This is a genomic window from Xanthomonas sp. D-109, from assembly GCF_017746095.1.
In the GTDB taxonomy this organism is placed as follows: Bacteria; Pseudomonadota; Gammaproteobacteria; order Xanthomonadales; family Xanthomonadaceae; genus Xanthomonas_A; species Xanthomonas_A sacchari.
The window spans coordinates 107,414-133,884 of record NZ_JAGHWV010000001.1 but is presented as its reverse complement, the minus strand read 5'-3'; the positions used below and the strand labels follow the sequence as shown (position 1 = coordinate 133,884).

23 protein-coding genes are annotated in these 26,471 nt (G+C 68.3%); 8 read left to right on the top strand and 15 right to left on the bottom strand.

Translation table 11 applies throughout. From position 1 onward, the window contains the following. The first annotated feature begins 174 nt into the window (after positions 1-174). The 3 genes from J7357_RS00500 to J7357_RS00490 all read left to right on the top strand — a co-directional run bounded on the left by J7357_RS00500 (position 175) and on the right by J7357_RS00490 (position 5,540). On the top strand, positions 175-3,060 hold the full coding sequence (locus J7357_RS00500; protein ID WP_209244186.1) for a TonB-dependent receptor: 2,886 nt from the start codon (positions 175-177) through the stop codon (positions 3,058-3,060). 78 nt (positions 3,061-3,138) lie between these two features. Beyond that, a complete protein-coding gene (locus J7357_RS00495) occupies positions 3,139-4,977 on the top strand; it encodes a tetratricopeptide repeat-containing sulfotransferase family protein (RefSeq protein WP_209244185.1) in 1,839 nt (612 codons plus the stop codon). After that, entirely contained in the window at positions 4,974-5,540 is a 567-nt protein-coding gene (locus tag J7357_RS00490; RefSeq protein ID WP_209244184.1) for a 2OG-Fe(II) oxygenase, read from the top strand. The genes J7357_RS00495 and J7357_RS00490 overlap by 4 nt, the downstream gene beginning before the upstream one ends. Before the next feature lie 43 nt (positions 5,541-5,583). Here the strand turns inward: J7357_RS00490 and J7357_RS00485 are convergent, their stop codons facing one another. Both J7357_RS00485 and J7357_RS00480 read right to left on the bottom strand, forming a co-directional pair. Next, positions 5,584-6,876, bottom strand: a complete 1,293-nt coding sequence (locus J7357_RS00485; RefSeq protein ID WP_209244183.1) for an aspartyl/asparaginyl beta-hydroxylase domain-containing protein — start codon at positions 6,874-6,876, stop codon at positions 5,584-5,586. Continuing rightward, complete coding sequence (locus tag J7357_RS00480; protein WP_160946443.1) at positions 6,876-7,487, bottom strand: TetR/AcrR family transcriptional regulator; 612 nt, start codon at positions 7,485-7,487, stop codon at positions 6,876-6,878. Before J7357_RS00480 ends, J7357_RS00485 begins: the two co-directional genes overlap by 1 nt. Before the next feature lie 139 nt (positions 7,488-7,626). Here J7357_RS00480 and J7357_RS00475 point away from each other — a divergent pair, with 139 nt between their 5' ends. From J7357_RS00475 to J7357_RS00465, 3 genes are all read left to right on the top strand, one after another. After that, a complete protein-coding gene (locus J7357_RS00475) occupies positions 7,627-8,547 on the top strand; it encodes an alpha/beta fold hydrolase (protein WP_209244182.1) in 921 nt (306 codons plus the stop codon). Next, positions 8,544-11,030 (top strand): acyl-CoA dehydrogenase, encoded by a 2,487-nt coding sequence (locus J7357_RS00470; protein WP_209244181.1) that lies wholly within the window; start codon positions 8,544-8,546, stop codon positions 11,028-11,030. Before J7357_RS00475 ends, J7357_RS00470 begins: the two co-directional genes overlap by 4 nt. 68 nt (positions 11,031-11,098) lie before the next feature. Further along, positions 11,099-11,575, top strand: coding sequence for a hotdog fold domain-containing protein (locus J7357_RS00465; protein ID WP_209244180.1), 477 nt, complete (start codon positions 11,099-11,101; stop codon positions 11,573-11,575). 33 nt (positions 11,576-11,608) lie between these two features. On the opposite strand, the gene J7357_RS00460 is transcribed toward J7357_RS00465, so the two are convergent. Together J7357_RS00460 and J7357_RS00455 are read right to left on the bottom strand one after the other, a co-directional pair. After that, complete coding sequence (locus J7357_RS00460) at positions 11,609-11,962, bottom strand: DUF1304 domain-containing protein (protein ID WP_010344196.1); 354 nt, start codon at positions 11,960-11,962, stop codon at positions 11,609-11,611. 82 nt (positions 11,963-12,044) lie between these two features. After that, the gene (locus J7357_RS00455) at positions 12,045-13,391 is read right to left on the bottom strand and encodes an MFS transporter (protein ID WP_209244179.1); all 1,347 of its coding nucleotides are present in this window, start codon (positions 13,389-13,391) and stop codon (positions 12,045-12,047) included. Positions 13,392-13,599: 208 nt separating this feature from the next. Here J7357_RS00455 and J7357_RS00450 point away from each other — a divergent pair, with 208 nt between their 5' ends. Beyond that, positions 13,600-15,198, top strand: a complete 1,599-nt coding sequence (locus J7357_RS00450) for a choline dehydrogenase (RefSeq protein ID WP_209244178.1) — start codon at positions 13,600-13,602, stop codon at positions 15,196-15,198. Positions 15,199-15,569: 371 nt separating this feature from the next. Continuing rightward, positions 15,570-16,922, top strand: a complete 1,353-nt coding sequence (locus tag J7357_RS00445) for a serine hydrolase domain-containing protein (RefSeq protein ID WP_209244177.1) — start codon at positions 15,570-15,572, stop codon at positions 16,920-16,922. A gap of 1,318 nt (positions 16,923-18,240) precedes the next feature. Here J7357_RS00445 and J7357_RS00440 read toward each other — a convergent pair. The 11 genes from J7357_RS00440 to nudE form a co-directional block, all read right to left on the bottom strand. After that, positions 18,241-18,696, bottom strand: a complete 456-nt coding sequence (locus J7357_RS00440; RefSeq protein ID WP_010344200.1) for a hypothetical protein — start codon at positions 18,694-18,696, stop codon at positions 18,241-18,243. Between the two features lie 314 nt (positions 18,697-19,010). Continuing rightward, positions 19,011-19,394 carry a hypothetical protein gene (locus J7357_RS00435; protein ID WP_209244176.1) on the bottom strand — a complete coding sequence of 128 codons (384 nt, stop codon included), beginning with the start codon at positions 19,392-19,394 and terminating at the stop codon, positions 19,011-19,013. Between the two features lie 512 nt (positions 19,395-19,906). Continuing rightward, complete coding sequence (gene gcvH / locus J7357_RS00430; protein WP_010344201.1) at positions 19,907-20,302, bottom strand: glycine cleavage system protein GcvH; 396 nt, start codon at positions 20,300-20,302, stop codon at positions 19,907-19,909. Positions 20,303-20,396: 94 nt separating this feature from the next. Then, on the bottom strand, positions 20,397-21,503 hold the full coding sequence (gene gcvT / locus J7357_RS00425; protein ID WP_209244175.1) for a glycine cleavage system aminomethyltransferase GcvT: 1,107 nt from the start codon (positions 21,501-21,503) through the stop codon (positions 20,397-20,399). Positions 21,504-21,714: 211 nt separating this feature from the next. Then, positions 21,715-22,146, bottom strand: coding sequence for an NfeD family protein (locus tag J7357_RS00420; RefSeq protein ID WP_209244174.1), 432 nt, complete (start codon positions 22,144-22,146; stop codon positions 21,715-21,717). Between the two features lie 3 nt (positions 22,147-22,149). Further along, the gene (locus J7357_RS00415; protein WP_209244173.1) at positions 22,150-23,112 is read right to left on the bottom strand and encodes an SPFH domain-containing protein; all 963 of its coding nucleotides are present in this window, start codon (positions 23,110-23,112) and stop codon (positions 22,150-22,152) included. Positions 23,113-23,178: 66 nt separating this feature from the next. Further along, positions 23,179-23,481 carry a DUF962 domain-containing protein gene (locus J7357_RS00410; RefSeq protein ID WP_209244172.1) on the bottom strand — a complete coding sequence of 101 codons (303 nt, stop codon included), beginning with the start codon at positions 23,479-23,481 and terminating at the stop codon, positions 23,179-23,181. A gap of 403 nt (positions 23,482-23,884) precedes the next feature. After that, the gene (locus J7357_RS00405) at positions 23,885-24,208 is read right to left on the bottom strand and encodes a YnfA family protein (protein WP_017916569.1); all 324 of its coding nucleotides are present in this window, start codon (positions 24,206-24,208) and stop codon (positions 23,885-23,887) included. After that, positions 24,205-24,981 carry a nucleoside triphosphate pyrophosphohydrolase gene (gene mazG, locus J7357_RS00400; protein ID WP_209244857.1) on the bottom strand — a complete coding sequence of 259 codons (777 nt, stop codon included), beginning with the start codon at positions 24,979-24,981 and terminating at the stop codon, positions 24,205-24,207. The genes J7357_RS00405 and mazG overlap by 4 nt, the downstream gene beginning before the upstream one ends. A 128-nt stretch (positions 24,982-25,109) precedes the next feature. Further along, positions 25,110-25,910: a 3'(2'),5'-bisphosphate nucleotidase CysQ gene (cysQ, locus tag J7357_RS00395; RefSeq protein ID WP_209244171.1), complete on the bottom strand. Its 801-nt coding sequence runs from the start codon at positions 25,908-25,910 to the stop codon at positions 25,110-25,112. Beyond that, on the bottom strand, positions 25,907-26,449 hold the full coding sequence (nudE, locus tag J7357_RS00390) for an ADP compounds hydrolase NudE (protein WP_244667203.1): 543 nt from the start codon (positions 26,447-26,449) through the stop codon (positions 25,907-25,909). Before nudE ends, cysQ begins: the two co-directional genes overlap by 4 nt. Between the last annotated feature and the right edge of the window lie 22 nt (positions 26,450-26,471).

Here is a 26,471-nt window from a genome sequence, read left to right as displayed (position 1 = left end):
TTTTATTGCCCAGAAGATCGTGATCTACATCACTCAAATTGCAGTGTCATTAACGACTCTTTAATTTCTCTGAAGACAAAGTTAACATCGGCTCACCCCGCGGTTTTTGGCATCGCATTTCGGCGCCTCCGCAGGCGAACTTCAGCTGACATACACCTTTCGGAGAGAGAGCCAATGAATTGCAAGACCCACCGCTTGCGCGATGCGATCGCGTTCGCACTCGCTGCCGGCACCACCGCGCTGCTCAGCACCGGCGCGGCCGCGGCCCAGGACAGCTCCTCCAACGATGCGTCCAAGACCCTGGACACCATCCAGGTCACCGGCTCGCGCGTTGCCCGCGTTGAAACCGAAACCGCCAGCCCGGTGGTCGTGATCGATCGCGCCGCGATCGAGCAGACCGGCAAGCTGACCCTCGGCGACCTGGTGCAGGAACTGCCGGCGATGTCCGGCGCGCCGTCCACCCCGGCCGTCAACAACGGCGGCGGCGACGGCAAGTCCTCGGTCGACCTGCGCGGCCTCGGCGACGAGCGCACCCTGCTGCTGGTCAACGGCCGTCGCGTCGTCAACAACGACGTCAACTCGATCCCCGCCAGCGCCGTGGAGCGCATCGAAGTGCTGACCAGCGGCGCCTCGGCCGTGTACGGCTCCGATGCCGTGGCCGGCGTGGTCAACTTCATCCTGCGCAAGGACTTCGAAGGCCTGGCGGTCAGCGTCGACTATGGTCAGGCGACCCACCTGAGCGACGGCGCGCGCAGCGGCGGCTCGCTGACCTTCGGTCAGGTCGGCGATCGCGGCAACATCATGGTCGGCCTGAACTACAACAAGTTCGACGGCATCTCCTCCGCCGACCGCAAGTACTCCAAGGACGCGACCTACCTGTACAGCGGCGCGGTCACCGTGCTCGGCTCCAGCCGCAACCCGCGCGGCCGCATCACCGTGCCGACCGCGCTGCGTGCGCAGTACGGCGGCTGCTCCACCGTCACCCTGAAGCCCGGCGCGACCGGCGCCTCGCAGGGCGATTACCGCTGCTACTCCGGTGCGACCGACTCGTTCAACTACCAGGCCACCAACCTGATCATGACGCCGCAGGAGCGCACCAATGCGTTCTTCCTGGCCAACTATCAGATCACCGACAGCATCAACGCCTTCGCCCAGGTCTACCACAACAAGACCAGCTCCAACTTCGCGATCGCGCCGCTGCCGTTCGACGCCCGTGGCGACAAGGTGGTGATCTCCGCCAACAACTTCTACAACCCGTTCGGCACCAACTTCGGCGCAGACGAAGCCGGCAACCAGTACAACCAGTTGCTGACCCGCTTCACCTCGCTCGGCCAGCGCCGTTCCTACTACAGCACCGTGACCGACCAGGTCGTGGCGGGCCTGGAAGGCTTCGTCGGCGACAGCACCTGGAAGTGGGACGCGGCCATGAACTACGGCCACTACACCCGCGAGAACACCAGCTACGGCTACGTGTACTACGCCGGCCTGCGCGATGCGCTGGGCCCGTCGTTCCGCGACACCGACGGCGTGGTCAAGTGCGGCAGCGCCGGTGCGGTGATCGCCGGCTGCACCCCGTTGAACATCTTCAACATCAACGACCCGCAGACGATCGCGACCCTCGGCAAGTACGAGGCGCGTCCGACCTACTCCAACACCTACCAGATGCGCAGCTTCGAAGCCAATGCCAACGGCGAGCTGTTCACGCTGCCGGCCGGCGCCTCGCAGCTGGCGGTGGGCGTGTCCTGGCGCGAGGAGTACCAGAAGAACGCGGTCGACTACATCGCCATCGCCAACGCCAACGGCAACTGCTTCATCTCGCAGGAAGCCTGCGGCACCCCGCTGAGCGGCAAGTACAACGTGAAGGAGCTGTACGCCGAACTGTACGTGCCGCTGCTGTCCGAGGTCCCGTTCGCGCACCTGCTGGCGCTGACCCTGGGCTCGCGCTATTCGGACTACAACACCTTCGGCAACACCACCAACAGCAAGGTCCAGCTGGAATGGCGTCCGATCCAGAACCTGCTGCTGCGCGGCACGGTCGCCGAGGTGTTCCGCGCGCCGACGATCGAGAACCTGTACTCGGGCGCCAGCGGCGATGCGCCGAACTTCGCCGATCCCTGCATCGGCTACGGCCGCACCGGCACCGCGCGCAACCATGAAGCGGCGTGCGGCGCAGGCGCGGGCGCGACCGCCATCCCGGGCGCGACCGGCATCACCCCGAGCGGCATGTCGCAGACCACCGGCGTGTGGTCGGGCTCGGTCGCTGCGGGCTTCGACCTGAAGCCGGAACAGGGCAAGTCGTTCGACTGGGGCGTGGTCTATGACCCGGAATGGCTGCCGGGCTTCTCGGCCAGCCTGGACTACTGGCGCCTGTACCTGAACGACACGATCAACCGCGCCGATGCGCAGACCGTGGCCGACATCTGCTACAGCGACAACAACAGCCCGTTCTGCGGCTTCATCAACCGCTATACCGATGGCCAGGTGAACTTCATCCGCGAGCCGATCGTCAACCTGGGCCGCCTGGACACCAAGGGCTGGGATCTGGCGCTGCGCTACCGTCTGCCCGACACCGCCTGGGGTAGCTACACCTTCGGCCTGGACGGCACCTACATCGCGCGCTACGACAACAAGACCAACCCGGACGATCCGGCGGGCGTGGTCACCCACGTGGCTGGCACGTACAACAAGAGCTACGGCCTGTACTCGCGTGTCCGCGGCCGCCTGTTCGTGAACTGGCAGAAGGGCGACCTCGGCGCCAGCTGGCGCATCCGCTACGTTGGTCCGTTCGACGTCGGCAGCGCCGATCCGGCGCAGAACCGCAGCGCCGACGCCGGCTATCCGAACGTGGTGGTCCCCTACGGTTCCTACTTCCTGCACAGCGTCAGCGTGAACTACGCGCTGCCGTGGTTCAATTCGAAGGTGGAAGTGGGCCTGGACAACGTGTTCGACAAGCAGCCGCCCATGCTGTATCAGAACAACGTGCTGAACGCCAACACGGACGTGAACAGCTTCGACACCGTTGGCCGCTACCTGTGGGCTCGCTACAGCATGAGCTTCTGAGTTCGCTCAGTCCGCTCCTGACGTGACGACGAGGGCCGCGCGACGCATTCGCGCGGCCCTCTTTTTTGGCAGACCGGAATGAACGCACCACAGCTGCAACACGCGATCCATCTCATCGAACAAGGCCAAGCCGATGCGGCAGGAGACCTGTGCCGGCAAGCGCTGGCCACAATGCCGCACGACGCCGGCTGGCTCACGCTGCTGGCAATGGCGCTGCAACAGAGCGGCGACGTGGCCGGAGCCGCCACGCACTACGGCACCCTGACCCGTCTACAGCCGCACGAGTCGGCGCACTGGGCCAATCTCGGCATGGCGCTGCGCACCCTGGGTGAGCATGCCGACGCCGACCAGGCCTACCGCCAGGCCCTCGCCCTGGCGCCGCAGACCTATCACTATCTCGTCGACCATGGCCTGCTGTTGCTGGACATGGGCGACATCGCGCGCGCGCGACACCGCCTGCTCGACGCGGTCGACCTGGATCCGGCGCAACCGGAAGCGCGCATCCACGCCGCCATCGCCTGCTTCGAATGCGGCGACGCGCAACGCGCCGCCGCCCTGCTCCCACCACCCGCCGTGTGGCCGCACCTGCCCGACGACCTGCGCGAGGACCTGGCCGGTGCACTGATCCAGGTCGGCAGAACCGACGAAGCCGAGGCGTTGCTGTCGCAGACCCCGCACGGCCAGGCGCCGTCGCTCTCCAACCTGATTCGCCTGGCGCAACTGCACGAACGCACCAATCGCATCCCCGAAGCCGAAACGCTGTGGCAGCAGGCGAGCGCCATCGCCGTGCAGGACGACCGGCAGACCCGCATCGACCTGCTGCAACTGCAGTCGGCGCTGGCGCTGCGCCGCAAGGACTACACCGCTGCACGCGGCGCCAACACCGAACTATTGGCCCTGCGGCCGCAGGTGCAGATCGAGGCCAACGCCTATTTTGCGCTGGCCGGCATCGACGACAAGCAAGGCGAGCCTGCCGCGGCGATGGCCATGCTGGAGAAGGCGCACGCCCTGCAGTTCAAGCTCGCCGCAGAGACCATGCCGGACATCGCCCACTCCGGCGAAGAGCCGCTGCAGATCTCCAGCCTGTGGCTGGAGACCCCGTTCGCGGTGGACCCGCACGCCACGGCGCCGGACAGCGACGCCTCGCCGGTATTCATCGTCGGCTTCCCCCGCTCGGGCACCACCATGCTGGAACAGATGCTCGATGCGCATCCGCGCTACGCGTCGATGGACGAGCGCGCGATCCTGCAGCGCTGCATCGAATGGATGGAAGCGCAGGGCAAGCGCTATCCGTACGACCTGGACGCGCTGGACCACGCCCAGGTCGAGGCGATGCGCCAGGTGTACTGGGCGGAAGCCGCCAAGGTCGTGGCCCTGGCCCCGGGCCAGCAACTGGTCGACAAAAACCCGCTGAACATGCTGCGCCTGCCGGTGATCATGCGCATGTTCCCCGACGCCAAGATCATCCTCGCACTGCGCCATCCCTGCGACGTGCTGTTGAGCTGCTACATGCAGAACTTCCGCTCGCCGGCCTTCATGGTGCTGTGCTCCACGCTCGAGCGCCTGGCCAAGAGCTACGTGAACGCGATGCGCTTCTGGATCCACCATCAGGCGCTGCTGCAACCGCAGTTGCTGATCCTCAAGTACGAGGAAACGGTGGCCGATTTCCCCACGCAAGTGCAACGCATCGGCGACTTCCTGGGCATCGACCAGGCCGGATTCCTGGCTGATTTCGCGCAGCATGCCGCACGCAAGGGTTACATCAGCACCCCCAGCTATGCGCAAGTGGTGGAGCCGGTGAACCAGCGCGCCGTGGGTCGCTGGCATCCCTACGCGCCATGGCTGAGCGACGCCCTGCCGATCCTGCAGCCGGTGGCCGCGCACTGGGGCTACGACCTGGATGCCGCTACCCCATGAAAGCGCTGAGCGACTACATCCGCACCTACGACGACGCCCTGCCCATCGCGTTCTGCCAGCAGTTGATCGAAGGATTCGAAGCATCCCGCGCGCATCACCTGCGCAACGGCAGCACGCTGCACACCGCGCTGAGCGAGAGCAACTGGACCGAACTGGACATCGGCAAACTGGCCGATCCGGCCTTCCTGGGCTTCTTCCTGGACCGGATCGAACACTATCTGGCCCGCTACAACCAGGAGCTGGGCCTGACCCTGCCCATTCCGTACCGACCGACCATCGACCGACTGATCCTGAAGAAATACCAGGTGGGCGGCGTCGATCGCTTCCAGCCGCACTTCGACGCCGTCGACGCGGTCTCGGAACGCTACATGGTGTTCCTGTGGTATCTCAACGACGTCGGTGAAGGCGGCACCACCCGCTTCTGCGATCTCGACGTGGAAACCGCGCCCCGCGCCGGCCGGCTGCTGATGTTCCCGCCCTACTGGATGTACCAGCACGTCGGCGAGCCGCCGGTGTCCAACGACAAGTACATCCTGTCGACCTACCTGATGTTCAAGCGCTGAGCGTCGCCGCGAACTGCAGGGCGCAGGCCGCGGCAGGCGCGGCTCAGACGCCGGCGCGCAGATTGAACGCGCCGATCGTCTCCACCAGCTGCCGCAGCGCCAGCGTCTCGGCCTCGTCCAGATCCGGGTGCCAGGTGTCCAGGATCGTCACCACCCGCACCTGGTCGCTGTGGTTCCAGGCCTGGTGCAGGCAGGTGTCGTTGAACGTCACCAGGCGACCGACCTCCCAGGCATGGGCAATACCGGCGACTTCGAGCGCGCAGTCCGGCGGCACGATCAAGGGCAAGTGAGTCACGACGCGCGCGTTGGTCACGCCATAATGCGGCTTGATCGTGGTGCCGGGCGCCAGGATCGAGAACAACACTTCCGGCGCATGCCCCTCGATCCGGGTCAGCGGCACCTGCGCCAACGCGGCTGCCGTGCGCGGGCAGCGCTGCAGGTTCTCCGGGTAGGCTTGCCCGTGCCGGAAGAAGAAATAGGCATCCCAGGCGCCGTCGCCCCGCTGGCCGACGAGATAGTCCTGCGGCGACGCGCCGTTGCTGAAATCCAGGAACGGTTGCACCGACTGCCGCGACGCCAGGACTTGGTGCGCCTCTTCGACGATTCCGGCGGCGGCGTCCTGCAATTGGTCGTACCAGGGGAACCGCGCGGCGCGCAGATAGGGCGACGGGTCCAGCTCCGGGATGTACAGGAAGGTCGGATGCTGGCCATCGTCCGCCGGCCGTGGCTGCAGCCCGAGATAGATGCGCAGTGCCGCCATCACCCGGCGCAGCGCGGCATCGCCGAAGCGATCGAGCAATGGCTGGATCGCGGCGGCGAACACGGCGTGCCGCCCCTGGTCGATCCGCCGCATCGCAGCGACCACGCGCGCCCGCAATTCGGGCGCGGTCGTGTCCTGATCGAGCCAGCGCCCCTTGGCCTGCGCCGCGCGGACTGCCGCGAAGTACATCGGCAGCGCGTCGTCGTGGCGCCCCAGCGCATCCAGGCTTTCGGCGTACCACAACCGCACCAGGAACGCGTCGGCAGCCAACTGCAGGGCGTGTTCGAACGCAGGCAGCGCCTGCGCATGCTCGCCGAGCCGGGCCAGGCAGATCGCGCTTCGGCTCCATGCCTCCACGCTGGGGTCGGCGGCGGCCACCAGCGCCCAGGCCTGGGCGGCGCGCGCGAACGCGCCGCTGTCCATCAGCAGCATCGCATGCGCGCGGCGCAACGCCAGATCGGCAGGCGCCGCGCCCAGGGCCCGCTCGCACAACGCATCGGCCGCGCGGTAGTCGCCGTCGGCCACGTGCCGCTGCACGGCTTCCAGCGCCTCGGCAGCGGCCGACACCTGCGTCATCAGCCGGGAATCAAGGTCACGATGACGTGCTCGACGTAGGCCTCGAAGTCCTCGCGCGCCTGCTTGGGCTGGTGCAGTTGCAATGACAGCTGCAGGAAGCCGACGTAGGCGGCATAGGCCAGGCGTGCGCGATGCTGGGCGTCGGTGCGGCTGAGCCCGGCCTGGCGGAACGAGGCGATCAGATACTCCATGCGCCGCTGCGAGACCCGGTCGATCACCGGTCGCACCGCGGGATGGTCGAGCGCCTTCAGCAGCTCGCTGTAGATGACGTGCGGCTTGACCTCGTGCGCGACCAGTTGGAACAGCGCGCGCAGCCGCGTGCGCGGATCAGGCACTTCTTCCAGACTGCCGAATACCTGTTGCTGCTCGACCAGTTCCCAGCGCTCCAGCGCGGCCTGCAGCAGCGCATCGCGCGAGGGGAAATGCCAGTAGAAGCTGCCCTTGGTGACGCCCAGGCGCCGCGCCAGCGGCTCCACCGCCACCGCGCTCACGCCCTGTTCGGCGATCAGGTCCAGGGCGGCCTGCGCCCAATCTTCGGCACTGAGCCGGTTGTTGCGGCCACCGCCGGAAGCGGTGCCGTCGTCGGAAGAAGGAGCGGGCGCGGTATTCATCCGTGGATTTAACCATACGGGGACGTCGGTTGCAGTATGTGGCCTTCGCATGGCGGGCGCAAACGCCCGGCAGCATTGGCTTTTCGCGCCCATACTGCATCGTATTGACATGCCGCACAGGGCGACCATACTATCTCGTATGGTTTCTGCTTCCGCCACTGTCGCGCATTCCGTCTCGGCCACCCTCTCGGGCGCCGGCGAGCTGGCGCTGGCTGCGACCGTCACCGGTCCCGGCGAGGCCGGCTCGGTGCTGTTCGCGCATGGCTTCGGCCAGACCCGGCACGCGTGGTCGGCAACCGCCGCGGCGCTGCAGGCGCATGGCTACCGCAGCGTCGCCTACGACGCGCGCGGCCATGGCGACTCCGCACGCAACCCGGCGGACCTGCCCTATCGCGGCGAGCAGTTCACCGACGACCTGATCGTGGTCGCCGGCGAGATGTCGCCACCGCCGGTGCTGGTCGCCGCGTCGATGGGCGGACTGTTCGGGCTGATCGCCGAGTCGCGCTGGCCGGGCCTGTTCCGCGCGATGGTGCTGGTGGATATCACCCCGCGCTGGCAGCCGGCCGGGGTCAAGCGCATCCTCGCCTTCATGACTGCGCACCCACAGGGCTTCGCCAGCCTGGACGACGCCGGCGACGCGATCGCCGCGTATCTGCCGCAGCGCGCGCGCAAGTCGCCCGAGGCGTTGCGCAGCGTCCTGCGCCAGCACGCCGATGGCCGCTGGTACTGGCACTGGGATCCGCGCCTGGTCGAAGAGCTGGCGCGCGACAGCGACCAGCACCAGGGCGCGATCGCGCAGGCCGCCGCGCACGTGCAGTGTCCGCTGCTGCTGATCAGCGGCGGCCGCAGCGACCTGGTCACGCCGCAAACCATCGAAGAATTCCTGTCGCTGGTGCCGCATGCGCAGCATGCGCATCTGCCCGAGGCCACGCATATGCTGGCCGGCGACGACAACGCCGCATTTACCGCCACTGTGTTGCACTACCTGGACGTCCTGCCACCGGCCTGCGCCGGCACATCGTCCGCCGTCACCGAGTACCTCCCCGGAGCACGCCCATGAGCATCATTGCCCCCTTCCTCGTGTTGTTGCTGGCCGGCGCGTTCGCCGCCTATCACCGCATGCGGCTCGCCGTCTGGGCCGCGTTGAGCGCCACGCTGCTGGTCGCGTGCTGGCTGCTCGGCGCCAACCACATCGCCACCATCGTCGCGGCCGTCGCGCTGGCGGTGGTCGCGGTGCCGCTGCTGTTGCCGTTCGTGCGCAAGCCGCTGCTCACCGCGCCGATGCTGAAGGTGTTCCGCAAGGTGCTGCCGCCGCTGTCGCAGACCGAGCGCATCGCCCTGGAAACCGGCTCGGTCGGCTTCGAAGGCGAACTGTTCACCGGCGATCCGGACTGGCAGAAGCTGCTGAACTATCCCAAGCCGCAGCTGACCGTCGAAGAGCAGGCCTTCCTCGATGGCCCGGTCGAAGAACTGTGCCGGATGACCAACGACTGGGACATCACCCACGTCCACGCCGACCTGCCGCCGGAGCTGTGGAGCTTCATCAAGAAGAACAAGTTCTTCGGCATGATCATTCCGAAGGAATACGGCGGCCTCGGCTTCTCCGCGCTGGCCCACCACAAGGTGATCCAGAAGATCGCTTCGGTGTCGAGCGTGGTCAGTTCCACCGTCGGCGTGCCCAACTCGCTGGGCCCGGGCGAACTGCTGCTGCACTACGGCTCCAAGGAGCAGAAGGACTACTACCTGCCGCGCCTGGCGGTGGGCCAGGAAGTGCCCTGCTTCGGCCTGACCGGTCCGTTCGCCGGCTCCGACGCCACCTCGATCCCCGACTACGGCATCGTCTGCAAGGGCGAGTGGAACGGCGCCAACGTGCTCGGCGTCAAGCTGACCTTCGACAAGCGCTACATCACCCTGGCCCCGGTGGCGACCCTGGTCGGCCTGGCGTTCCGCATGTACGACCCGGACGGCCTCATCGGCGATACCAAGGACATCGGCATCACCCTGGCGCTGCTGCCGCGCGAGACCCCCGGGGTCGAGATCGGCCGCCGCCACTTCCCGCTGAACTCGCCGTTCCAGAACGGCCCGATCCATGGCCGCGAGGTGTTCATCCCGCTGAGCCAGCTGATCGGCGGCGTGGAGATGGTCGGCAAGGGCTGGAACATGCTCAACGAGTGCCTGGCCGTGGGCCGCTCGATCACCCTGCCCTCCACCGCCAGCGGCGGCGCCAAGTTCGGCGCGGTCGTCACCGGTGCGTATGCGCGCATCCGCAAGCAGTTCGGCCTGTCGGTCGGCCGCTTCGAAGGCGTGGAAGAGGCGCTGGCGCGCATCGGCGGCAAGGCCTATGCGATCAGCGCGCTGTCGCAGGCCACCGCTGCGGCGGTGGACCGCGGCGACGTGCCGTCGGTGCCGTCGGCGATCGCCAAGTACCACTGCACCACGATGAGCCGCGAGGTCATCAGCGACGTGATGGACGTGGTCGGCGGCAAGGGCATCATCCTCGGCCCGCGCAACTTCGCCGGCCGCAGCTGGCAGGCCGCGCCGATCGCGATCACCGTGGAAGGCGCCAACATCATGACCCGCAGCCTGCTGATCTTCGGCCAGGGCGCGATCCTGTGCCATCCGTGGGTGATGAAGGAGATGAAGGCCGCCGGCAATCCGGACCACAAGGCCGGCGTCGACGAGTTCGACCGCAACCTGTTCGGCCACATCGGCTTCGCCATCTCCAACGCGGTGCGTTCGCTGTGGTTCGGCCTGACTGCCGCACGCATCGGCGCCGCGCCGGGCGATGCCTACACCCGCCGCTACTTCCGCAAGCTGGATCGCTACTCGGCGAACCTGGCGCTGATGGCCGACGTGTCGATGCTGATGCTCGGCGGCAAGCTGAAGTTCAAGGAGTCGCTGTCCGGGCGCCTGGGCGACGTGCTGAGCCACATCTACATGACCAGCGCGATGCTCAAGCGCTACCACGACGACGGCGCGCCGGCCACCGATCAGCCGCTGCTGGCCTGGGCCTTCCACGACAGCGTGCACAAGATCGAGCTGGCGCTGTCGGCGGCGCTGCGCAACTTCCCGATCCGTCCGGTCGGCTGGTTGATGTGGGCACTGATCTTCCCGTGGGGCCGCCGTGCCGAGGCGCCGGGCGACCGCCTGGGCCACCGCGTCGCCGCACTGCTGATGACCCCCAACGAAGCCCGTGATCGCCTGGGCCAGGGCGTGTTCCTGACCCCGTGCGAGAACAACCCCGGCGGCCGCATCGCCAGCTATCTGACCAAGGCGGTGCTGGCCGAGCCGGTGGAGCGCAAGTTCCTGAAGGCGCTCAAGAGCAAGGGCATCGAGGCGCTGGACTTCGCCTCGCAGCTGGACGAGGCGGTGCGCCAAGGCGTGCTGTCGGCCGACGAGCGCCGTCAGCTGGAGGAGTTGCGCGAGATCACCATGGACACGATCAGCGTCGACGACTTCGACACCGACGAACTGCGCTCTGCCAGCTACTACCAGCGCGCAGCGGCCGCGGCCGACGACGGGCATTCGCGCGAAGCGGCCTGATCCTTCTGGTCATGCGACACCCTCGACGGCGGACTTCGGTCCGCCGTCGTGCGTTTGAGGACACAGTCATGAGCCAATTGCTTTCGCTCTATCGCCGCATGCAACGCTGGCCGGCCGGCTCCTGGCTGTTCGCGCGCGCGGTGTGTTTCAAGGCGCCCTACTTCGCCAGCATCGCCCCGCGCATCACCGTCCTGCAGCCGGGCCGCTGCGAAGCGCGCATCGCGCACCGGCGGCGGGTCAACAACCACATCGGCACCGTGCATGTGATCGCCCTGTGCAACCTGGCGGAACTCGCCGGCGGCCTCATGGTCGACGCCAGCCTGCCGCCATCGATGCGCTGGATTCCCAAGGGCATGCAGGTGGACTACCGCAGCAAGGCGGTGGGCCCGATGCATGCGGTAGCCACGCCGGACGTGGCGATCGTCGCCGCCGAGCGCGGCTACGACCTGCCGGTCAGCGTGGAGATCCGCGATACGCGCGGGCAGGTGGTGTGCGTCGCACGCATCGCCATGTGGGTGTCGCCACGCATGCCGAGCACCACCTGATCGCCGCGCTGCGTGTCTGCAGCGCGGGTGCGGTCAGTACGCCAGCAGCACCGCCGCGATCGCCAGCGCCGCCGGCAGCGCCTGCACGAACACGATGCGGCGGCTGACGCTCCAGCCGCCGTACAGGCCGGCCACGACCACGCAGCCGAGGAAGAACAGCATCACGTCGACCCGCTGCGCGACCAGGCCCCAGGCCAGGCCGGCGGCGAGGAAGCCGTTGTAGAGCCCCTGGTTGGCCGCCAGCACGCGCGTGGCCTGCGCCTTCTCCGGGCTGTTGCGGAACACCTTCATGCCCAGCGGACGCGTCCACAGGACCATTTCCAGCACCAGGATGTACAGGTGCAGCAGCGCGACCGCGCCGACCAGGATCGAAGCCAACAGGATCATCGTGCTATCCGGCACAGGAGACAGGGCGCCAGCATAGCCAGCGTCCCGATGGGCGGCCAGTGCTCGGCCGCGCGACGACGGCTCAGCGCGGCGGCGGCGTGCGTTCCGGCGGCAGCTTGGCCGCCTCGCGCAGCAGCCGCCACGCGCCCAGGGTCATGCCGGAGGCGGCCAACAGGCCCGCGACGAACACCACCTGCGAGCCGAACCCCGACAGCAGCTTGTACAGCCAGGCGAAGCTGAGGTCGCTGCCACGGTAGATCACCGTATCGATCGCCGCGCCGGCCTTGTAGCGCCATTCGCGGCCGACCCGGGTGTACAGGGTCTCGCGCGCCGGCTTGGCCAGGGAGAACTCGCCGGCGCGGGTCACCACCTGCACCACTGCCACCAGCATCGGCAACGGCGACACCGCCAGCACCGAATAGCCGAGCAGGATCGCGCAGCCGGGGATCAGCAGCGCCGGTCCGATGCCGAAGCGCGACAGCAGCGCGCGGGTGACCAGCAACTGCATCACCAGGGTCACCGCGTTCACCGCCAGGTCGATGTTGGCGTAGAAGGCGGTACTGGCCGCCGCATCGGTGTACAGGCGGCGCACGATCGCCGCCTGTTCGTTGTACAGCAAGGTGCCCACGCCCACGCCGAACACCGACATCAGCGCCAGCCAGCGCAACAGCGGTTCGCGTGCGATCAGTTTCAGCCCGGCCAGCACGTCGCCACCCATCGGCGCCTCGCCGCCGACCACGCCGCGCTCGCGTTCGCGGGCGACCGCCCACAGTCGCAGGCGCAGCAGGCACACCACGCTGACCACCAGGAAGCCGGCCGACACCAGCATCAGGTTGGCGATGCCGACGCGCTCGACCAGGCTGCTGGCGATCACCGGCCCCAGGAACGCGCCGAGCGTGCCGGCGGCGCCGATGTAGCCGTAGCAGGCGCGCGCTTCGGCATTGCTGAAGACATCGGCCATGAAGCTCCAGAACACCGCCACCGCGAACAGGTTGAACACCGATATCCACAGGAAGAAGGCCATGCCGCGCCCGGGCACGCCGCTGTCGAACAGCACGTAGAACAGCAACAGCGTGGCGATGAAGAAGCCGTACACCACCGGCAGGAACACCCGCCGCGGATAGCGGCTGACCAGCGCGCCGTAGATCGGCTGCAGCAACAGCATGATCAGGAAGGTGCAGGTGAACAGCACCTGCAGCGCGAACTCCTTCAGCGGCATGCCGTGCGCCGCGAAGAACGCGATCATCGCCGGCGGGAACACCGCGGCCACGTCGGCGGAGGCGCCCATCGCCTCGCGCACCGGCCGCAGCACGTAGTAGCCGCTGAGCAGCGAGAAGAAGTACAGGAACGCCCACGCCAGCGGCGGCGAATCGCGCAGGGCGCCGCGCAGCCGCGCCAGCGCGCCGGGGGCATGCGGGGTGGCGCTCACTGGCGGCGGACCCTGGCGCAAAAACGGGACATGGCGATTTTCGGGGGGCGGAAAACGCGCACGGTAGCTGATGCACCGCAACACCGCCAGCGCGTGCGCGATCCGCAGCCCGCGCCGTACGCGTAGCGCGCCCGGCGGCGGCCGCGCCGAGCATATGCTCTATCCTCGGCGACTAGCGTCGGCGCCAGGAACTCAGGGGACACCGCGGGTGTACGACTACATCATCATCGGCGCAGGCTCGGCCGGCTGCGTGCTCGCCAACCGCCTGAGCGAGGACCGCGACTGCAAGGTGCTGCTGATCGAGGCCGGGCCGCGCGACCGCAATCCCTTCATCCACATGCCCGCTGGCCTGGCGCGCCTGGCCAGCAACCGCCGCATCAACTGGAACTACCTGACCGAGGCCGAGCCGGCCTTGAACGACCGCCGCCTGTGGTGGCCGCGCGGCAAGGTGCTGGGCGGCTCCAGCTCGATCAACGCGATGTGCTACGTGCGCGGCGTGCCCGCCGACTACGACGACTGGTCGGCCGATGGCGCCGACGGCTGGGACTGGCGCGGCGTGCTGCCCTACTTCCGCCGCAGCGAATGCAACAGCCGCGGCGGCGATGCGCTGCATGGCGGCGACGGCCCGCTGCACGTCTCCGACCTGCGCTACCACAACCCGCTCTCGGACGTGTTCATCGCGGCCGCGCAGGAAGCGGGTTTCCCGCACAACCCCGATTTCAACGGCCCGCAGCAACAGGGCGTGGGCCTGTACCAGGTCACCCAGAAGGACGGCGCACGCTGCTCGGCGGCGGTGGCCTACCTGGCGCCGGCGCGCGCGCGGGACAACCTGCAGATCGTCACCGACGCGCTGGTGCTGCGCCTGCTGATCGAGGGCGGCCGCGTGGTCGGTGTCGCCTATGCGCAGGACGGCCGCGAGGTGCAGGCGCGCGCCGCGCGCGAGGTGCTGCTCAGCGCCGGCGCGGTGAACTCGCCGCAGCTGCTGATGCTCTCGGGCATCGGCCCGGCCGATGCGCTGCGCCGCCACGGCATCGCGGTGCAGCTGGACCAGCCGCAGGTCGGCGCCAACCTGCAGGACCACCTGGACGTGTGCACGCTGTACCGCACCCGCCCGGGCATCAGCTACGACCGCCGCAACCAGGCCAAGATCGCCTTCGATTATTTCCTGCGCGGGCACCGCGGCGCCGGCAGCAGCAACATCGCCGAGGCCGGCGGCTTCATCCGCTCGCCGCTGGCACCGGACGCGCGCGCCGACATCCAGTTGCACTTCGTGCCGGCCATGCTCGACGACCACGGCCGCAATCGCCTGCCCGGCGACGGTTTCACCCTGCATGCCTGCCACCTGCAGCCGCGCAGCCGCGGCCGCATCGCGCTCAACGACGCCGACCCGCGCACGCCGGCGCGGATCCAGGCCAACTACCTCAGCGATCCCGACGGCTTCGACCTGCGCATGCTGGTGGAATGCGCGCGGCTGGCGCGGCACATCCTGCGGCAACCGGCGTTCGATGCATTTCGCGGCGCGCCGCTGCTGCCGGCACGCGAGGACCTGGACGAGGCCGGGCTGGTCGCCTTCATCCGCGCCAAGGCCGAAACCATCTATCACCCGATCGGCACCTGCCGGATGGGCAGCGACGCGCAGGCGGTGGTCGACCCGCAACTGCGCCTGCGCGGCCTCGATGGCCTGCGCGTGGTCGACGCCTCGGTGATGCCGCGCCTGGTCAGCGGCAACACCAACGGGCCGACGATGATGATCGCCGAGCGTGCTGCGGATCTGATCCGTGGGCGGGCTGTGCTGCGGGAGGGGTGAGGCGGGGGCTGTGGGGGATGCGCGCGCGTCTCGGCGGCGACGAGCGCGCGACTATCGCGATCGGCGTCCGCTGCTGGGCGACCTACCCTCACCCCAACCCCTCTCCCGGGGGGAGAGGGGCTAGGCAAAGCCGTGCGCGGCACGGCGATTGCATGTGCGTGGGCATCCGCCGCAGTCCCCGCCACCGCTCCGCCGGCAGGCCTGCACGCCCCCGCTCGACCCGGGAAATCCCCAGCAGGATCAAGGCGATGCCTATTCATCTTCTCCCAGTTTGTGCATTCGAGAAATCCGGCGCTAGAATCGTTGCCGGCAGCACCTCACAGGCCTCAGGCGCAATGACACAGAACAGCAGGCACCGGCTCCTTCGACCGGTGGCAACCGGGTTGCTCGGGGCATTGCTGCCCTTTGCGATGTCCTCCACCGCACAGACGCCGGCGCCTGCACAACCGCTGCCGCCGCCGCTGCACACCGAAGCCACGCGCTATACCTCGCCGACCCAGCCACTGCCCTACCGCGCCTCGCTGACCCAGAGCCAGGTGCTGCCGCTGGCCCGGGACTTCGACGTGGCCGCGCTGGAGTCGGCCGCCGAACAACTGACCTATGGCGAGCGCGTGCCCGGCCTGGCGATGGCCATCGTGCACAACGGCCAGGTGCTCAGCGCGCGCGGCTACGGCGTCACCGACGTCAACCGTCCCGAGCCGGTCGATGCGCATACCGTGTTCCGCCTGGCCTCGCTGTCCAAGGCGTTCGCCGGCACCATGGCCGGCCTGCTGGTCACCGACGGCACCCTGCGCTGGGACAGCAAGGTTGTCGACTACGTGCCGGGCTTCCAGCTCAGCGATCCGGTGGCCACGCGCCAGTTGAATGTCGCCGACCTGCTGAGCCACCGCGTCGGCCTGACCTACAACGCCTACGACCGCGACGTCGAATCCAACCTCGACTACTACACGCTCAGCCACAAGCTGGCCTATGCGCCGCTGAAGTGCGCGCCGGGCGAGTGCTATGCCTACCAGAACGTCGCCTTCAGCCTGATCGGCGACGTGGTGTTCGCCGCGTCCGGCAGCTTCTATGAGCAGTCGGTGGAACGGCGCATCTTCAAGCCGCTGGGCATGAACGACGCCAGCATGGGCCTGGCCGGCATCCAGGCCAGCCCGCGCTGGGCGCGCCCGCACGTGCGCAGCCGCAACGGCTGGGTCTCGCTGACGCCCAAGCCGACCTACTACCGCCTGGCGCCCGCCGCCGGCGTCAACGCCAGCATCAGCGACATGGCGCAGTGGCTGATTGCGCAGACCGGGCATCGCCCGGACGTGCTGCCGGAGCCGTTGCTGGCGACCCTGCACGCGCCGCTGATCCTCACCCCGGGTGAGATGCGCTCGGGCTGGCGCCGCGCCCGCGTCAACTCGGCCAGCTACGCGCTGGGCTGGCGCGTGTTCGACTACTCCGGCCACCAGGTGATCTTCCATGCCGGCGCGGTGCAGGGCTACCGCGGCCTGATCGCGCTGGTGCCGGAACGCGACTTCGCCGTGGCGATCCTGTGGAACGGCGAAAGCGGCCTGCCCTCGGGCCTGCTGCCGACCGTGCTCGACCGCGCCATCGGCCTGCCGGCGCAGCGCTGGCTGGACGTGGACACCGACTTCGGCAGCGACAACCTGATGGCCGAACGTCCGGACCCGAAGGACAAGAAGGGCGCGTCCTCGTCCAAGTCGGTGGCCTCGCCGCGCTGAACGCGGTCTCCGAGCAGCACCCTCGCAGAAGGCGGCGCAAGCCGCCTTTCTGCTGTCTGCGGCGCCGGCCTGCGCTGCGTAGTAGCAGTCCGCCCTTGCCGCGTCGCCGGGACGCACCCCCTGCCCCAGTTGCGAAGCCGTGGCGATGCGGCGGCATGGGTGCGGCGCGAAGGCGCGGACGCACCGGTCGACGCCATTCCACGACGAAGGATCAGCAACTGCGTCGCCCGACGGCGGCAGGCGGAGCGTCCGCGTAGGTCGCGGCGATGGCGCCTCGTCACTTCCACGATCGCGCACAGGGTGCGCACCACGCCCTCGCGGCATCGCCTACGATCCTCGATCCCGCGCTGGGTGGACACGGCGCTCCGCACCGACGCAAGCCGCTGCCGGCGGGCTGTCAGCTCGGTAGTGCACCGTCGCGCGTAGTGCTGGGCAACGCGCGCACGCAGATCGCGCCTGCAGGGCTCTCATGACGACGAAAAATAGTCTGTAGGAGCGGCTTCAGCCGCGATGGGCGGTCCCGGTAACGCCCCTCGCGGCTGAAGCCGCTCCTACGAGGCAAGCTGTAGCCGGCTCGAGTGTGGCGAAAGCAGGTGCTCAGAGATCCACTGCAGTCCACCACCCAAGGCGCGAAAACAGCGATGCGGTGTCGACCGTCGGGCGAGGCCACGCTGACGCGCTGCGCGCTTGGCGCACGACGGCTGGGCTGGTCCGCGGATGCCAGAAGCGTCTCGATAACTGCAGCGGGGCCGATTGCGGCGACCGGTCGATCCACATTCGGTCGGTGCATTCAATCCGATACCCCGCTGCACTGCAGGCCGCCGCCGTGCGGTGGCTGGCCTATCGCGTTCGCGCAGATCCCTCGCCGAACCCGCTTGCTCACGCGTGTTGCGCGCGTGATCGGCAGGGCGACAAGCGCCGTCGGGGAGACCGGATGGATGCGCAGCCATCGCCGCAGGTACCCGATCGCGGAGCAGTGGTCCCGACATGCAGGCTTGCTCCAATGCGGGACACACAGGCAGCTCACTGGGTGCCGACCTGGCGGTCGGGGCAACGAGGACAGTCGACGTGGGTTGGAAACGGGCGGCGTGGCGGGCGGCCGCTGGTCAGTGGGGCGAGACGCACCGGCACGATGTGCACGTCGCGACCTGGCACGCTGGACGCAGCGAGCAGTCTTCGAGGATGGAGACGACGAACGCCACCGGCATCGTCAGGCAGAGAGGCGCGCTGCGATCGCGCGCGGCAGGATGCCGCACATAAAAAACTCCCTCCCCGCTGGGCACCGGGGAGAGAGTCTAGGAACAGCGATCGGGATGGATCAGATCAGCGGCGCGGGCGTGGCCGGCAGCGCGACCGGAGCGGCCTTCTTCTTGCGAGCGGCCGGCTTCTTCTTCGCCACGGTCTTCTTGGCGGTGGCCTTCTTCGCAGTTGCCTTCTTCGCGGCCGGCTTCTTGGCAGCCGACTTCTTCACCGTCTTCTTGGCAGCGGTCTTCTTGGTCGCAGCCTTCTTCGCGGTCTTCTTTACGGCCTTCTTGGCGACGGCCTTCTTCGCGGTCTTCTTGGTGGCGGCCTTCTTCGCCGTCTTCTTTACGGCCTTCTTGGCAACGGCCTTCTTGACCGCCTTCTTCACCTTGGCGACCTTCTTGGCCACCTTCTTGGCGACCTTCTTGACCGCCTTCTTTACCGAAACCTTCTTCGCTGCCGGCTTCTTGGCGGCAGTCTTCTTGACCGCCTTCTTAGCGGCCGGCTTTTTCGCAGCTTTTTTCGTGGCCATGGGATGGCTCCTCGTCAGTGAACTATGGATTGAAAATGCCCAGTTAAAGCAACCTCGCGGCGATGCTCCGCCTGCGGGAACCGCCGGCGCGCGCTGCGGGCCGGATCGGATACAGAAACACCCGTACCGGATAGCGATACGGGTGCGATGCCAGGGGAGACGTTGCGTTTCTCGGAGGGAAGCGACTCCAACTCCACCATCTTCGGGTTCCTGGCGGATGTCCAAGTTGTGCTTCGCGTTTTGATGTCGATCCGATTCACTCGCTTGCGCAGCAACGTCTGCTGGGCGAAACCTAATCACGGTTTTTTTTACTGTCAACACTTCCGCGCAATTTTTTTTTCGCTGGCGCGCGCGCCACGACCGCCGCATGCCGCGCCAGCCGCCTTGCCGACGCCACCGATCGCCGATGCCGGCACCACAGGGAAAACGGCGCGCGCAAAAAAAGCAGGGAAATTTCCGTGTTTTCTGTAACGACACGACGCCGCCATCGCATTGCGGACGGGCAGCGACGACGTGTCGGCAGCAATCGCGGGAGCACACGCCAGGCTGTCCGCTAGCTGAAAAAAAATTTCGCGACCGCGTGCGGTTCCGGCATCGCACAAGTGCAAATGCGCAAAAGTGCGCAAACTTTTTTGCGTCGTGCGCCGGTCGCGACGCACGCGATGCGTCGTGCTGGGCGTCGCCGAGACGAGGCGCATCGCGCCACTGCGACGCGACCTGCACTCACGTCGTCGCCACGCCACAACACAGGCGACCACCATCGCCCACCTCCACGCCATGCCGCCACCGACACCTTCGCGCGGGTGCGTCGACCGACACGGATCGCACAGGTCGCCGACTGGCGCCGGCGCGCAGCGACGACGTGCGCGACGCACGCCGAGTCGACGCTGCCTGTTCCTCGCGCCCTACACCGCGCCTCATGCCGCACCGAACCTGCACGCGTCGGAAAACCGGCGCCGCCCGGCGTGCGGGTCGCATGCATCGGATGGCGCCACGCGCGGCACCACGCTGCGCTCGCGGTGCAGCCGCGGCGACAACCTCACGCCGTCTTCGCATCGACGCACGCCGCGACGCCAGCGACACGGGCTGCCGCAACGGCCATGCCGAGGAGGGCGACGCCGATGCGGAACGACGTGGTCGCTGCGCGCTGCCCAAAAAGAAACCGGCCGCACTGGGCGGCCGGTTCGGGTGTCGCGACGGGGCGGTCGGCTCAGTGGCCGTCTTCCTCAAGCAGTTCGGCGTACTCGTCCGGCGACAGAAGTTCGTTCAACTGCTCGGCGTCGTCCGCTTCCAGCACCAGGATCCAGCCTTCGCCATAGGCGTCTTCGTTGATCGTTTCCGGCTTGTCGCTCAGCGCGGTGTTGACCTCGACCACCTTGCCGCTGAGCGGGCTATACACGTCGGAGGCGGCCTTGACCGACTCGACCACGGCCACGCCGTTGCCGGCTTCGACGTGATCGCCGACGTTCGGCAGTTCGACGTAGACCAGGTCGCCGAGCAGGCCCTGGGCGTGGTCGGAGATGCCGATGGTCACGCGACCGTTGCCCTCGACGCGGGCCCACTCGTGGGACTTGAGGAATTTGAGGTCGCCAGGGATCTCGCTCATGGGGCTGCTCCGGAAGAAGACGGTATCGAGGATGGGAGGCTAGTGTAGCGAACCGCGCGCGTGGGGAAGAAGTCGCGCGCGCGGCGGATGGGACTCAGCCGAGCACGCCGGGCTGGACCTGGCCTTCGCGCACGAACGGGAACTTGACCACGCGCACCGGCACTTCCTTGCCGCGGATGTCCACGCGCACCGCGCCCGGCTCGCCGGCCGGCACCCGCGCGAAGGCGATCGCCTTGCCCAGCGTCGGCGAGAAGGTACCGGACAGGATCTCGCCGTCGCCGTTGGCGGTCAGCACCTTCTGCCCGTGGCGCAGCACGCCCTTCTCGTCCATGACCAGGCCGATCATCTGCCGCGGCGCGCCGCCGGCCTTCTGCGCTTCCAGCACGGCGCGGCCGATGAAGTCGCGGCCCTCGTCGAGGGTGACGGTCCAGGCCAGCGCGGCCTCGTAGGGCGAGACGGTGTCGTCCATGTCCTGGCCATACAGGTTCATGCCCGCCTCCAGGCGCAGCGTGTCGCGCGCGCCCAGGCCGGCCGGCTTGACCCCGGCGCCGATCAACGCCTCCCAGAACGCCGGCGCCTGCTGCTGCGGCAACACGATCTCGAAGCCGTCCTCGCCGGTGTAGCCGGTGCGCGCGACGAACAGCGGCACGCCGTCGATCGAGGTCGCCTCGATCGCGGCGAAGCGGCCGAGCTTCTGGGCGGCGGCGCGGTCTTCCTCGCGCAGCAGGCCGATCGCCTTAGCGCGCGCGTTCGGCCCCTGCACCGCGATCATCGCGAAGTCGTCGCGCTCGCGCACCTGCACGCCGAAGGCCTGCGCCTGCTCGCCGATCCAGGCCAGGTCCTTGGCGCGGGTGGCGGCGTTGACCACCAGGCGGAAGAAGGTCTCGGACATGTAATAGACGATGAGATCGTCGATCACCCCGCCCTGCGGGTTGAGCATGCAGGTATACAGCGCCTTGCCCGGCGCCTTCAGCTTGTCCACCGAATTGGCCAGCAGGTGGCGCAGGAACGCGCGGACCTGCTCGCCGTGCAGATCGACCACGGTCATGTGGCTGACGTCGAACATGCCGGCGTCGCGACGCACCTGGTGGTGCTCGTCGATCTGCGAGCCGTAGTGGATCGGCATGTCCCAGCCGCCGAAGTCGACCATCTTGGCGCCGAGGGCGCGGTGGCTGTCGTTGAGGATGGTCTTCTGGGTCATGGCGCGGGTCCGTGAGAAAAGTCCCCCATTATCGCTGGCTGGGGGCCGGGATTGGGGAGTCGTAGGAGCGGCTTTCCTGGATCCGAAGGACTGGCGCTCGATCGCGCAGTGCCGTAGGAGCGGCTTCAGCCGCGACCCGTCATCGGTCCCAGGTCGCGGCTGAAGCCGCTCCTACGAATCCCCAATCCCGAATCCCCCAATCCCGGCTCTTTCAAGCTGCCTGGACGAGCAGCGTCATCCCATCCACGCCGACGATGCGCACCGTACTGCCGACCGGCAGGTCGGGGCCGCCGACCACCCAGAAGGCGTCGTCGACCTTGGCGCGGCCGCGGCCGCCGTGGATCGGCTGGTCGAGCGTCACCACGCGGCCGATCAGTTGCTCGGCGCGACGGTTCAGCAGCGGCTGGTCGCTGGCGCGGCCGCGGTTGCGGAACCAGGTGCGGTACACCTGGATCGAGACGAAGCTCAACACCACGAACGCGCCGACCTGCAACAGCAATGGCATGCCCGGAACCACCAGCACGGCCAGGAAGACCGCCGCGGCGGCGAAGCCCATCCACAGCATGAAGGCGCCTGGCGCCAGCGCTTCGGCCGCGAACAGCAACAAGGTCAGGGCACCCCAGGCCATCACCTCGATGCGCATGGCTCAGACTCCGCTGCGCGGCGGGACGCGCGGCACTGCCGGCGGCGTGCCCTGCTTGTTCAGCGCCTCGCGCGCCAGTTCGGCGATGCCGGCGATCGAGCCGATGATGCCGCTGGACTCCATCGGCATCAGCACGAACTTCTGGTTCGGCGCCGTGGCCAGTTCCTTGAACGCCTCCACGTACTTCTGCGCAATGAAGTAGTTGATCGCCTGCACGTCGCCTTCGGCGATGGCCTTGGACACCATCGCCGTCGCCCGCGCTTCGGCCTCGGCCAGGCGCTCGCGCGCCTCGGCGTCGCGGAACGCGGCCTCCTTGCGGCCTTCGGCTTCCAGCACCGCCGCCTGCTTCTCGCCGTCGGCGCGCAGGATCTCCGACTGCCGCGAGCCCTCCGCCTCGAGGATCTGCGCGCGCTTCTCGCGCTCGGCCTTCATCTGCCGGGCCATCGAGTCGATCAGGTCGCGCGGCGGCTGGATGTCGCGGATCTCGATGCGGGTGACCTTGATGCCCCACGGATTGGTGGCATGGTCCACCACGTTCAATAGCTGCGCGTTGATGGTCTCGCGCTGGCTCAGCGATTCGTCCAGGTCCATCGAGCCGATCACGGTGCGGATGTTGGTCTGCACCAGGGCGATGGTGGCGATCTCCAGATTCGACACCTCGTACGCGGCCTTGGCCGCATCCAGCACCTGGAAGAACACGACACCGTCCACGCGCACCACCGCGTTGTCCTTGGTGATGACGTCCTGGCTGGGCACGTCCAGCACCTGCTCCATCATGTTGACCTTGCGGCCAACCCCGTACACCACCGGAATCAGGAAATGCAGGCCGGGCGACAGGGTGTGGGTGTAGCGGCCGAAGCGCTCCACCGTCCACTGGAATCCCTGCGGCACCATGCGCACAGTCTTGAACAGAATGATCACGCCAGCGGCCAGCAGCACCACGGCGAAGAAGAACGTGGACGGCATCAGGTTGCTCCATTAACCAGAAAGAAATCGAATCCGCAGTATAGCGAGCGCCGGCGCGGGCGCCGGTTACCAGCGGATGCGGCCCAGCAGCATGTCCTTGAACATCACCCAGTCGCCGGCCAGCGAGTACAGCGGGTGTTTGAACGTGGCCGGACGGTTCTTCTCGAATACGAAATGGCCGATCCAGGCGCAGCCGTAGCCGCAGACCGGCGCGGCCCACAGCCAACGCGGCTGGCCGGTACACAGCGCCAGCAGCAGGCTCGCCAGCACGCCGAGGCTGCCGACGAAATGCAGCCGCCGCGACAGCGGATGGCGGTGCTCGCTCAGATAGAACGGATAGAACTCGCGGAAACTGGCGAAGCGGCGCATGCGATGGCCCTCCCGAGGCGACGCAGGCGTCCAGCATACGCCGCCAGCGCGGGCGTGGCGCGCTGCGCACGGACGCGACGCGCAGGTGTCATGCGGCCACGCCGCGTAACGTGGCGCGGCTCTGATGATGCAATGCGTCGGGACTGAAGTCCCTCCCACAGTGCACCTGCCGAATTCGCCGCAAGCGCCCATGGGAACGGCCTCCGTCGTGCCGCGGTGCGACGATGGTGTATCGCCACCGCAAGGCGCCGCCCATCACGCCGTGACGTGTGCCGCGGGATTCAACTGTCATGCGGCCACGGCGCGCAACGTGGCGTGCTTTCCGATGACGCAATGCGTCGGGACTGAATTTCCTCCCACGGTGCACCTGCCGAGTTCGCCGCAAGACCCTCTGGGAGCGGCCTCAGCCCTGTCGCGGTGCGAACATGATCACCGCCATGCCGGCCAGGCACAGGCCGGCGCCGAGCAGGTCCCAGCGCGTGGGACGCATGCCCTGCACCGTCCACAGCCACAGCAAGGCGACCGCGACATAGACGCCGCCGTAGGCGGCATAGACGCGGCCGCTGGCGGCGGGATGCAGGGTCAGCAGCCAGACGAAGGCCGCCAGGCTGCCCGCGGCAGGCAGCAGCAGCCAGGCGCTGCGCTGTTCGCGCAGCCAGAGATAAGGCAGGTAGCAGCCGACGATTTCCGCGACGGCGGTCAGCACGAACAGCAGCAGGGTCTTCATCCGGCTGCGGCGCGCTCTTCGTCCTTGGCGCGCTGCCAGTACGCCTCCTGCTGCACCAGCGACAGGCCGTCGAGCGCGCCGCCGTCCTGCTGCGCCAGCCGTTCCATCGCGCGGAAGCGACGCTCGAACTTGAGGTTGGCATGGCGCAGCGCCGCACCGACATCGACCTTGGCATGCCGCGCCAGGTTGGCGCAGACGAACAGCAGGTCGCCGATCTCGTCCTGCAGCCGTGCCGGATCGACTGCGGCGCCATGCGCCAGTTCCGCGCGCACTTCCTCCAGCTCTTCCTGCACCTTGTCCAGCACCGGCGCGGGGCCGGGCCAGTCGAAGCCGACCCGTGCCGCGCGCGACTGCAGCTTCAGCGCGCGCTGCCATTCCGGAAGGCCGCGCGCGATGCCGGCCAGCGCCGAGGCATCGCGCTCGCCGGCGGCGGCACGCTCGGCGCGCTTGATCTCTTCCCACTTCAGCGTCTGCTGCTCGGCATCGGCGACCTGGCTGTCGCCGAACACGTGCGGATGGCGGCGCACCATCTTGTCGCAGATCGCCGCGACCACGTCGTCGAAGCCGAACGCGCCCTGCTCGCGCGCCATCTGCGCATGGAACACCACCTGCAGCAGCAGATCGCCGAGTTCGTCCTTCAGCCCGGCCAGGTCCTGGCGGTCGATCGCGTCGGCCACTTCGTAGGCCTCTTCGATCGTGTACGCGGCGATGCTGGCGAAATCCTGCTCCAGGTCCCAGGGACACCCCTGCGCGGGATCGCGCAGGCGCGCCATGATGTCGAGCAGGGCGGGAAGATCGTAGCGAGTGGGGGTCACGGGCGGGTTCCGGTGCGACGGCACCGCTGCCGCCACCGCCTAGTGTGGCAGAGCGCGCGCCGTGCGGCGCGCGCGCGCGGCGCGGCTCAGCCCAGCCAGTCGCGCCAGGGCAGCGCCGGATCGCCCAGCGCCACGAAATCGCCGTTGAGCAGCGATTCGCGGCGGTTGTAGCGGAACGGCTTGCCGGTCGCAGCGGCCAGCAGCGCGCCACCGGCGGCCTGCAGCACGCACTGCCCGGCGGCGGTGTCCCACTCGGAGGTGGGCCCGAAGCGCGGGTAGACGTCCAGGTCGCCGTCGGCGATGCGGCAGAACTTCAGCGAGGAGCCCTGCGCGATGAGTTCGATCTCGCCCATGCGTTGCAGCAGCGCGTCGGTGCGCGCATCGCGGTGCGAGCGGCTCGCCGCCACCCGCAACGGCGCGGTGGCCGGCCGCCGGGTGTTCAACGCGGTATCGCGAAAGCCTTCGCGGCGGTACGCCTGCTCGCCACGCACCGCGTGCCAGACGCGGCCGTCCACCGGCGCCTGGACCACGCCGAACACCGGCGCGCCCTGGTGGATCAGCGCGATGTTGACGCTGAATTCGCCGTTGCGCTTGACGAACTCGCGGGTGCCGTCGAGCGGGTCGACCAGCCAATAGGTGGTCCAGTGCTCGCGCACCTCCCACGGAATCTGCGCCGATTCCTCGGACAGCACCGGCAGGTCCGGGGTCAGCCGTTCCAGGCCTTCGACGATGATCTGGTGCGCCGCCAGGTCGGCCTGGGTCAACGGGCTGGTATCGGCCTTGTGCTCCACCTCGAAGCCGGTGGCGTAGACGGACATGATCGCCGCGGCGGCATCGATGGCGATGGCGATCACGGTTTCGCGCAAATCACTGGTGAGACGGATCATTCGGCGCGACCCAGCCACTCGCGGGCAATGAACAGCGCCGCCAGCGAACGCCCCTCGGAAAAATCTTCACGCAACATCAGTTGATCCAGTTCAGCCAGTTTCCAGGGCACCACTTCCAATTCCTCCGGCTCGTCGCCGGCTAGTCGTTCGGGATAGAGATCTTGCGCCAGCACCAGCCACGACTGGTGGCTCATGTAGGTCGGCGCCAGGGTCATCGCGCGCAGCACGCGCAATTGCCGCGCACCGTAGCCGGCCTCTTCCTTGAGTTCGCGGTCGGCCGCCTGCAGCGGGGTCTCGCCGGCGTCGATGCGGCCCTTGACCAGGCCCAGCTCGTAGCGGTGCACGCCGGCGGCGTATTCGCGCACCAGCAGCACGGTCTGCGCATTCAGCATCGGCACCACCACCACTGCGCCGTGGCCGGGCGCCTTGAGCCGGTGGAACACGCGGCGTTCGCCGTTGCTGAACTCCAGGTCCAGCTCCTCGACCCGGCGCTCGGCGGCCGATTCGCTGCGCTCGCGCACCGCGTGGATGACCGGCAACGGACGGGTCACGCCGGCACCC

Coding starts and splice junctions, on each gene's coding strand:
- J7357_RS00500 (WP_209244186.1), top strand. CDS start 175: ATGAATTGCAAGACCCACCGCTTGCGCGATGCGATCGCGTTCGCACTC.
- J7357_RS00465 (WP_209244180.1), top strand. CDS start 11,099: ATGAGCCAATTGCTTTCGCTCTATCGCCGCATGCAACGCTGGCCGGCC.
- gcvT (WP_209244175.1), bottom strand. CDS start 21,503: ATGACCCAGAAGACCATCCTCAACGACAGCCACCGCGCCCTCGGCGCC.
- J7357_RS00485 (WP_209244183.1), bottom strand. CDS start 6,876: ATGACGCAGGTGTCGGCCGCTGCCGAGGCGCTGGAAGCCGTGCAGCGG.
- J7357_RS00440 (WP_010344200.1), bottom strand. CDS start 18,696: ATGGCCACGAAAAAAGCTGCGAAAAAGCCGGCCGCTAAGAAGGCGGTC.
- J7357_RS00435 (WP_209244176.1), bottom strand. CDS start 19,394: ATGCGCCTCGTCTCGGCGACGCCCAGCACGACGCATCGCGTGCGTCGC.
- mazG (WP_209244857.1), bottom strand. CDS start 24,981: ATGGCGCGCCTGCGCGATCCCGCGCAGGGGTGTCCCTGGGACCTGGAG.
- J7357_RS00410 (WP_209244172.1), bottom strand. CDS start 23,481: ATGCGCCGCTTCGCCAGTTTCCGCGAGTTCTATCCGTTCTATCTGAGC.
- J7357_RS00470 (WP_209244181.1), top strand. CDS start 8,544: ATGAGCATCATTGCCCCCTTCCTCGTGTTGTTGCTGGCCGGCGCGTTC.
- J7357_RS00415 (WP_209244173.1), bottom strand. CDS start 23,112: ATGCCGTCCACGTTCTTCTTCGCCGTGGTGCTGCTGGCCGCTGGCGTG.
- J7357_RS00480 (WP_160946443.1), bottom strand. CDS start 7,487: ATGAATACCGCGCCCGCTCCTTCTTCCGACGACGGCACCGCTTCCGGC.
- gcvH (WP_010344201.1), bottom strand. CDS start 20,302: ATGAGCGAGATCCCTGGCGACCTCAAATTCCTCAAGTCCCACGAGTGG.
- cysQ (WP_209244171.1), bottom strand. CDS start 25,910: ATGATCCGTCTCACCAGTGATTTGCGCGAAACCGTGATCGCCATCGCC.
- J7357_RS00405 (WP_017916569.1), bottom strand. CDS start 24,208: ATGAAGACCCTGCTGCTGTTCGTGCTGACCGCCGTCGCGGAAATCGTC.
- J7357_RS00495 (WP_209244185.1), top strand. CDS start 3,139: ATGAACGCACCACAGCTGCAACACGCGATCCATCTCATCGAACAAGGC.
- J7357_RS00490 (WP_209244184.1), top strand. CDS start 4,974: ATGAAAGCGCTGAGCGACTACATCCGCACCTACGACGACGCCCTGCCC.
- J7357_RS00475 (WP_209244182.1), top strand. CDS start 7,627: ATGGTTTCTGCTTCCGCCACTGTCGCGCATTCCGTCTCGGCCACCCTC.
- J7357_RS00420 (WP_209244174.1), bottom strand. CDS start 22,146: ATGCGCATCGAGGTGATGGCCTGGGGTGCCCTGACCTTGTTGCTGTTC.
- J7357_RS00460 (WP_010344196.1), bottom strand. CDS start 11,962: ATGATCCTGTTGGCTTCGATCCTGGTCGGCGCGGTCGCGCTGCTGCAC.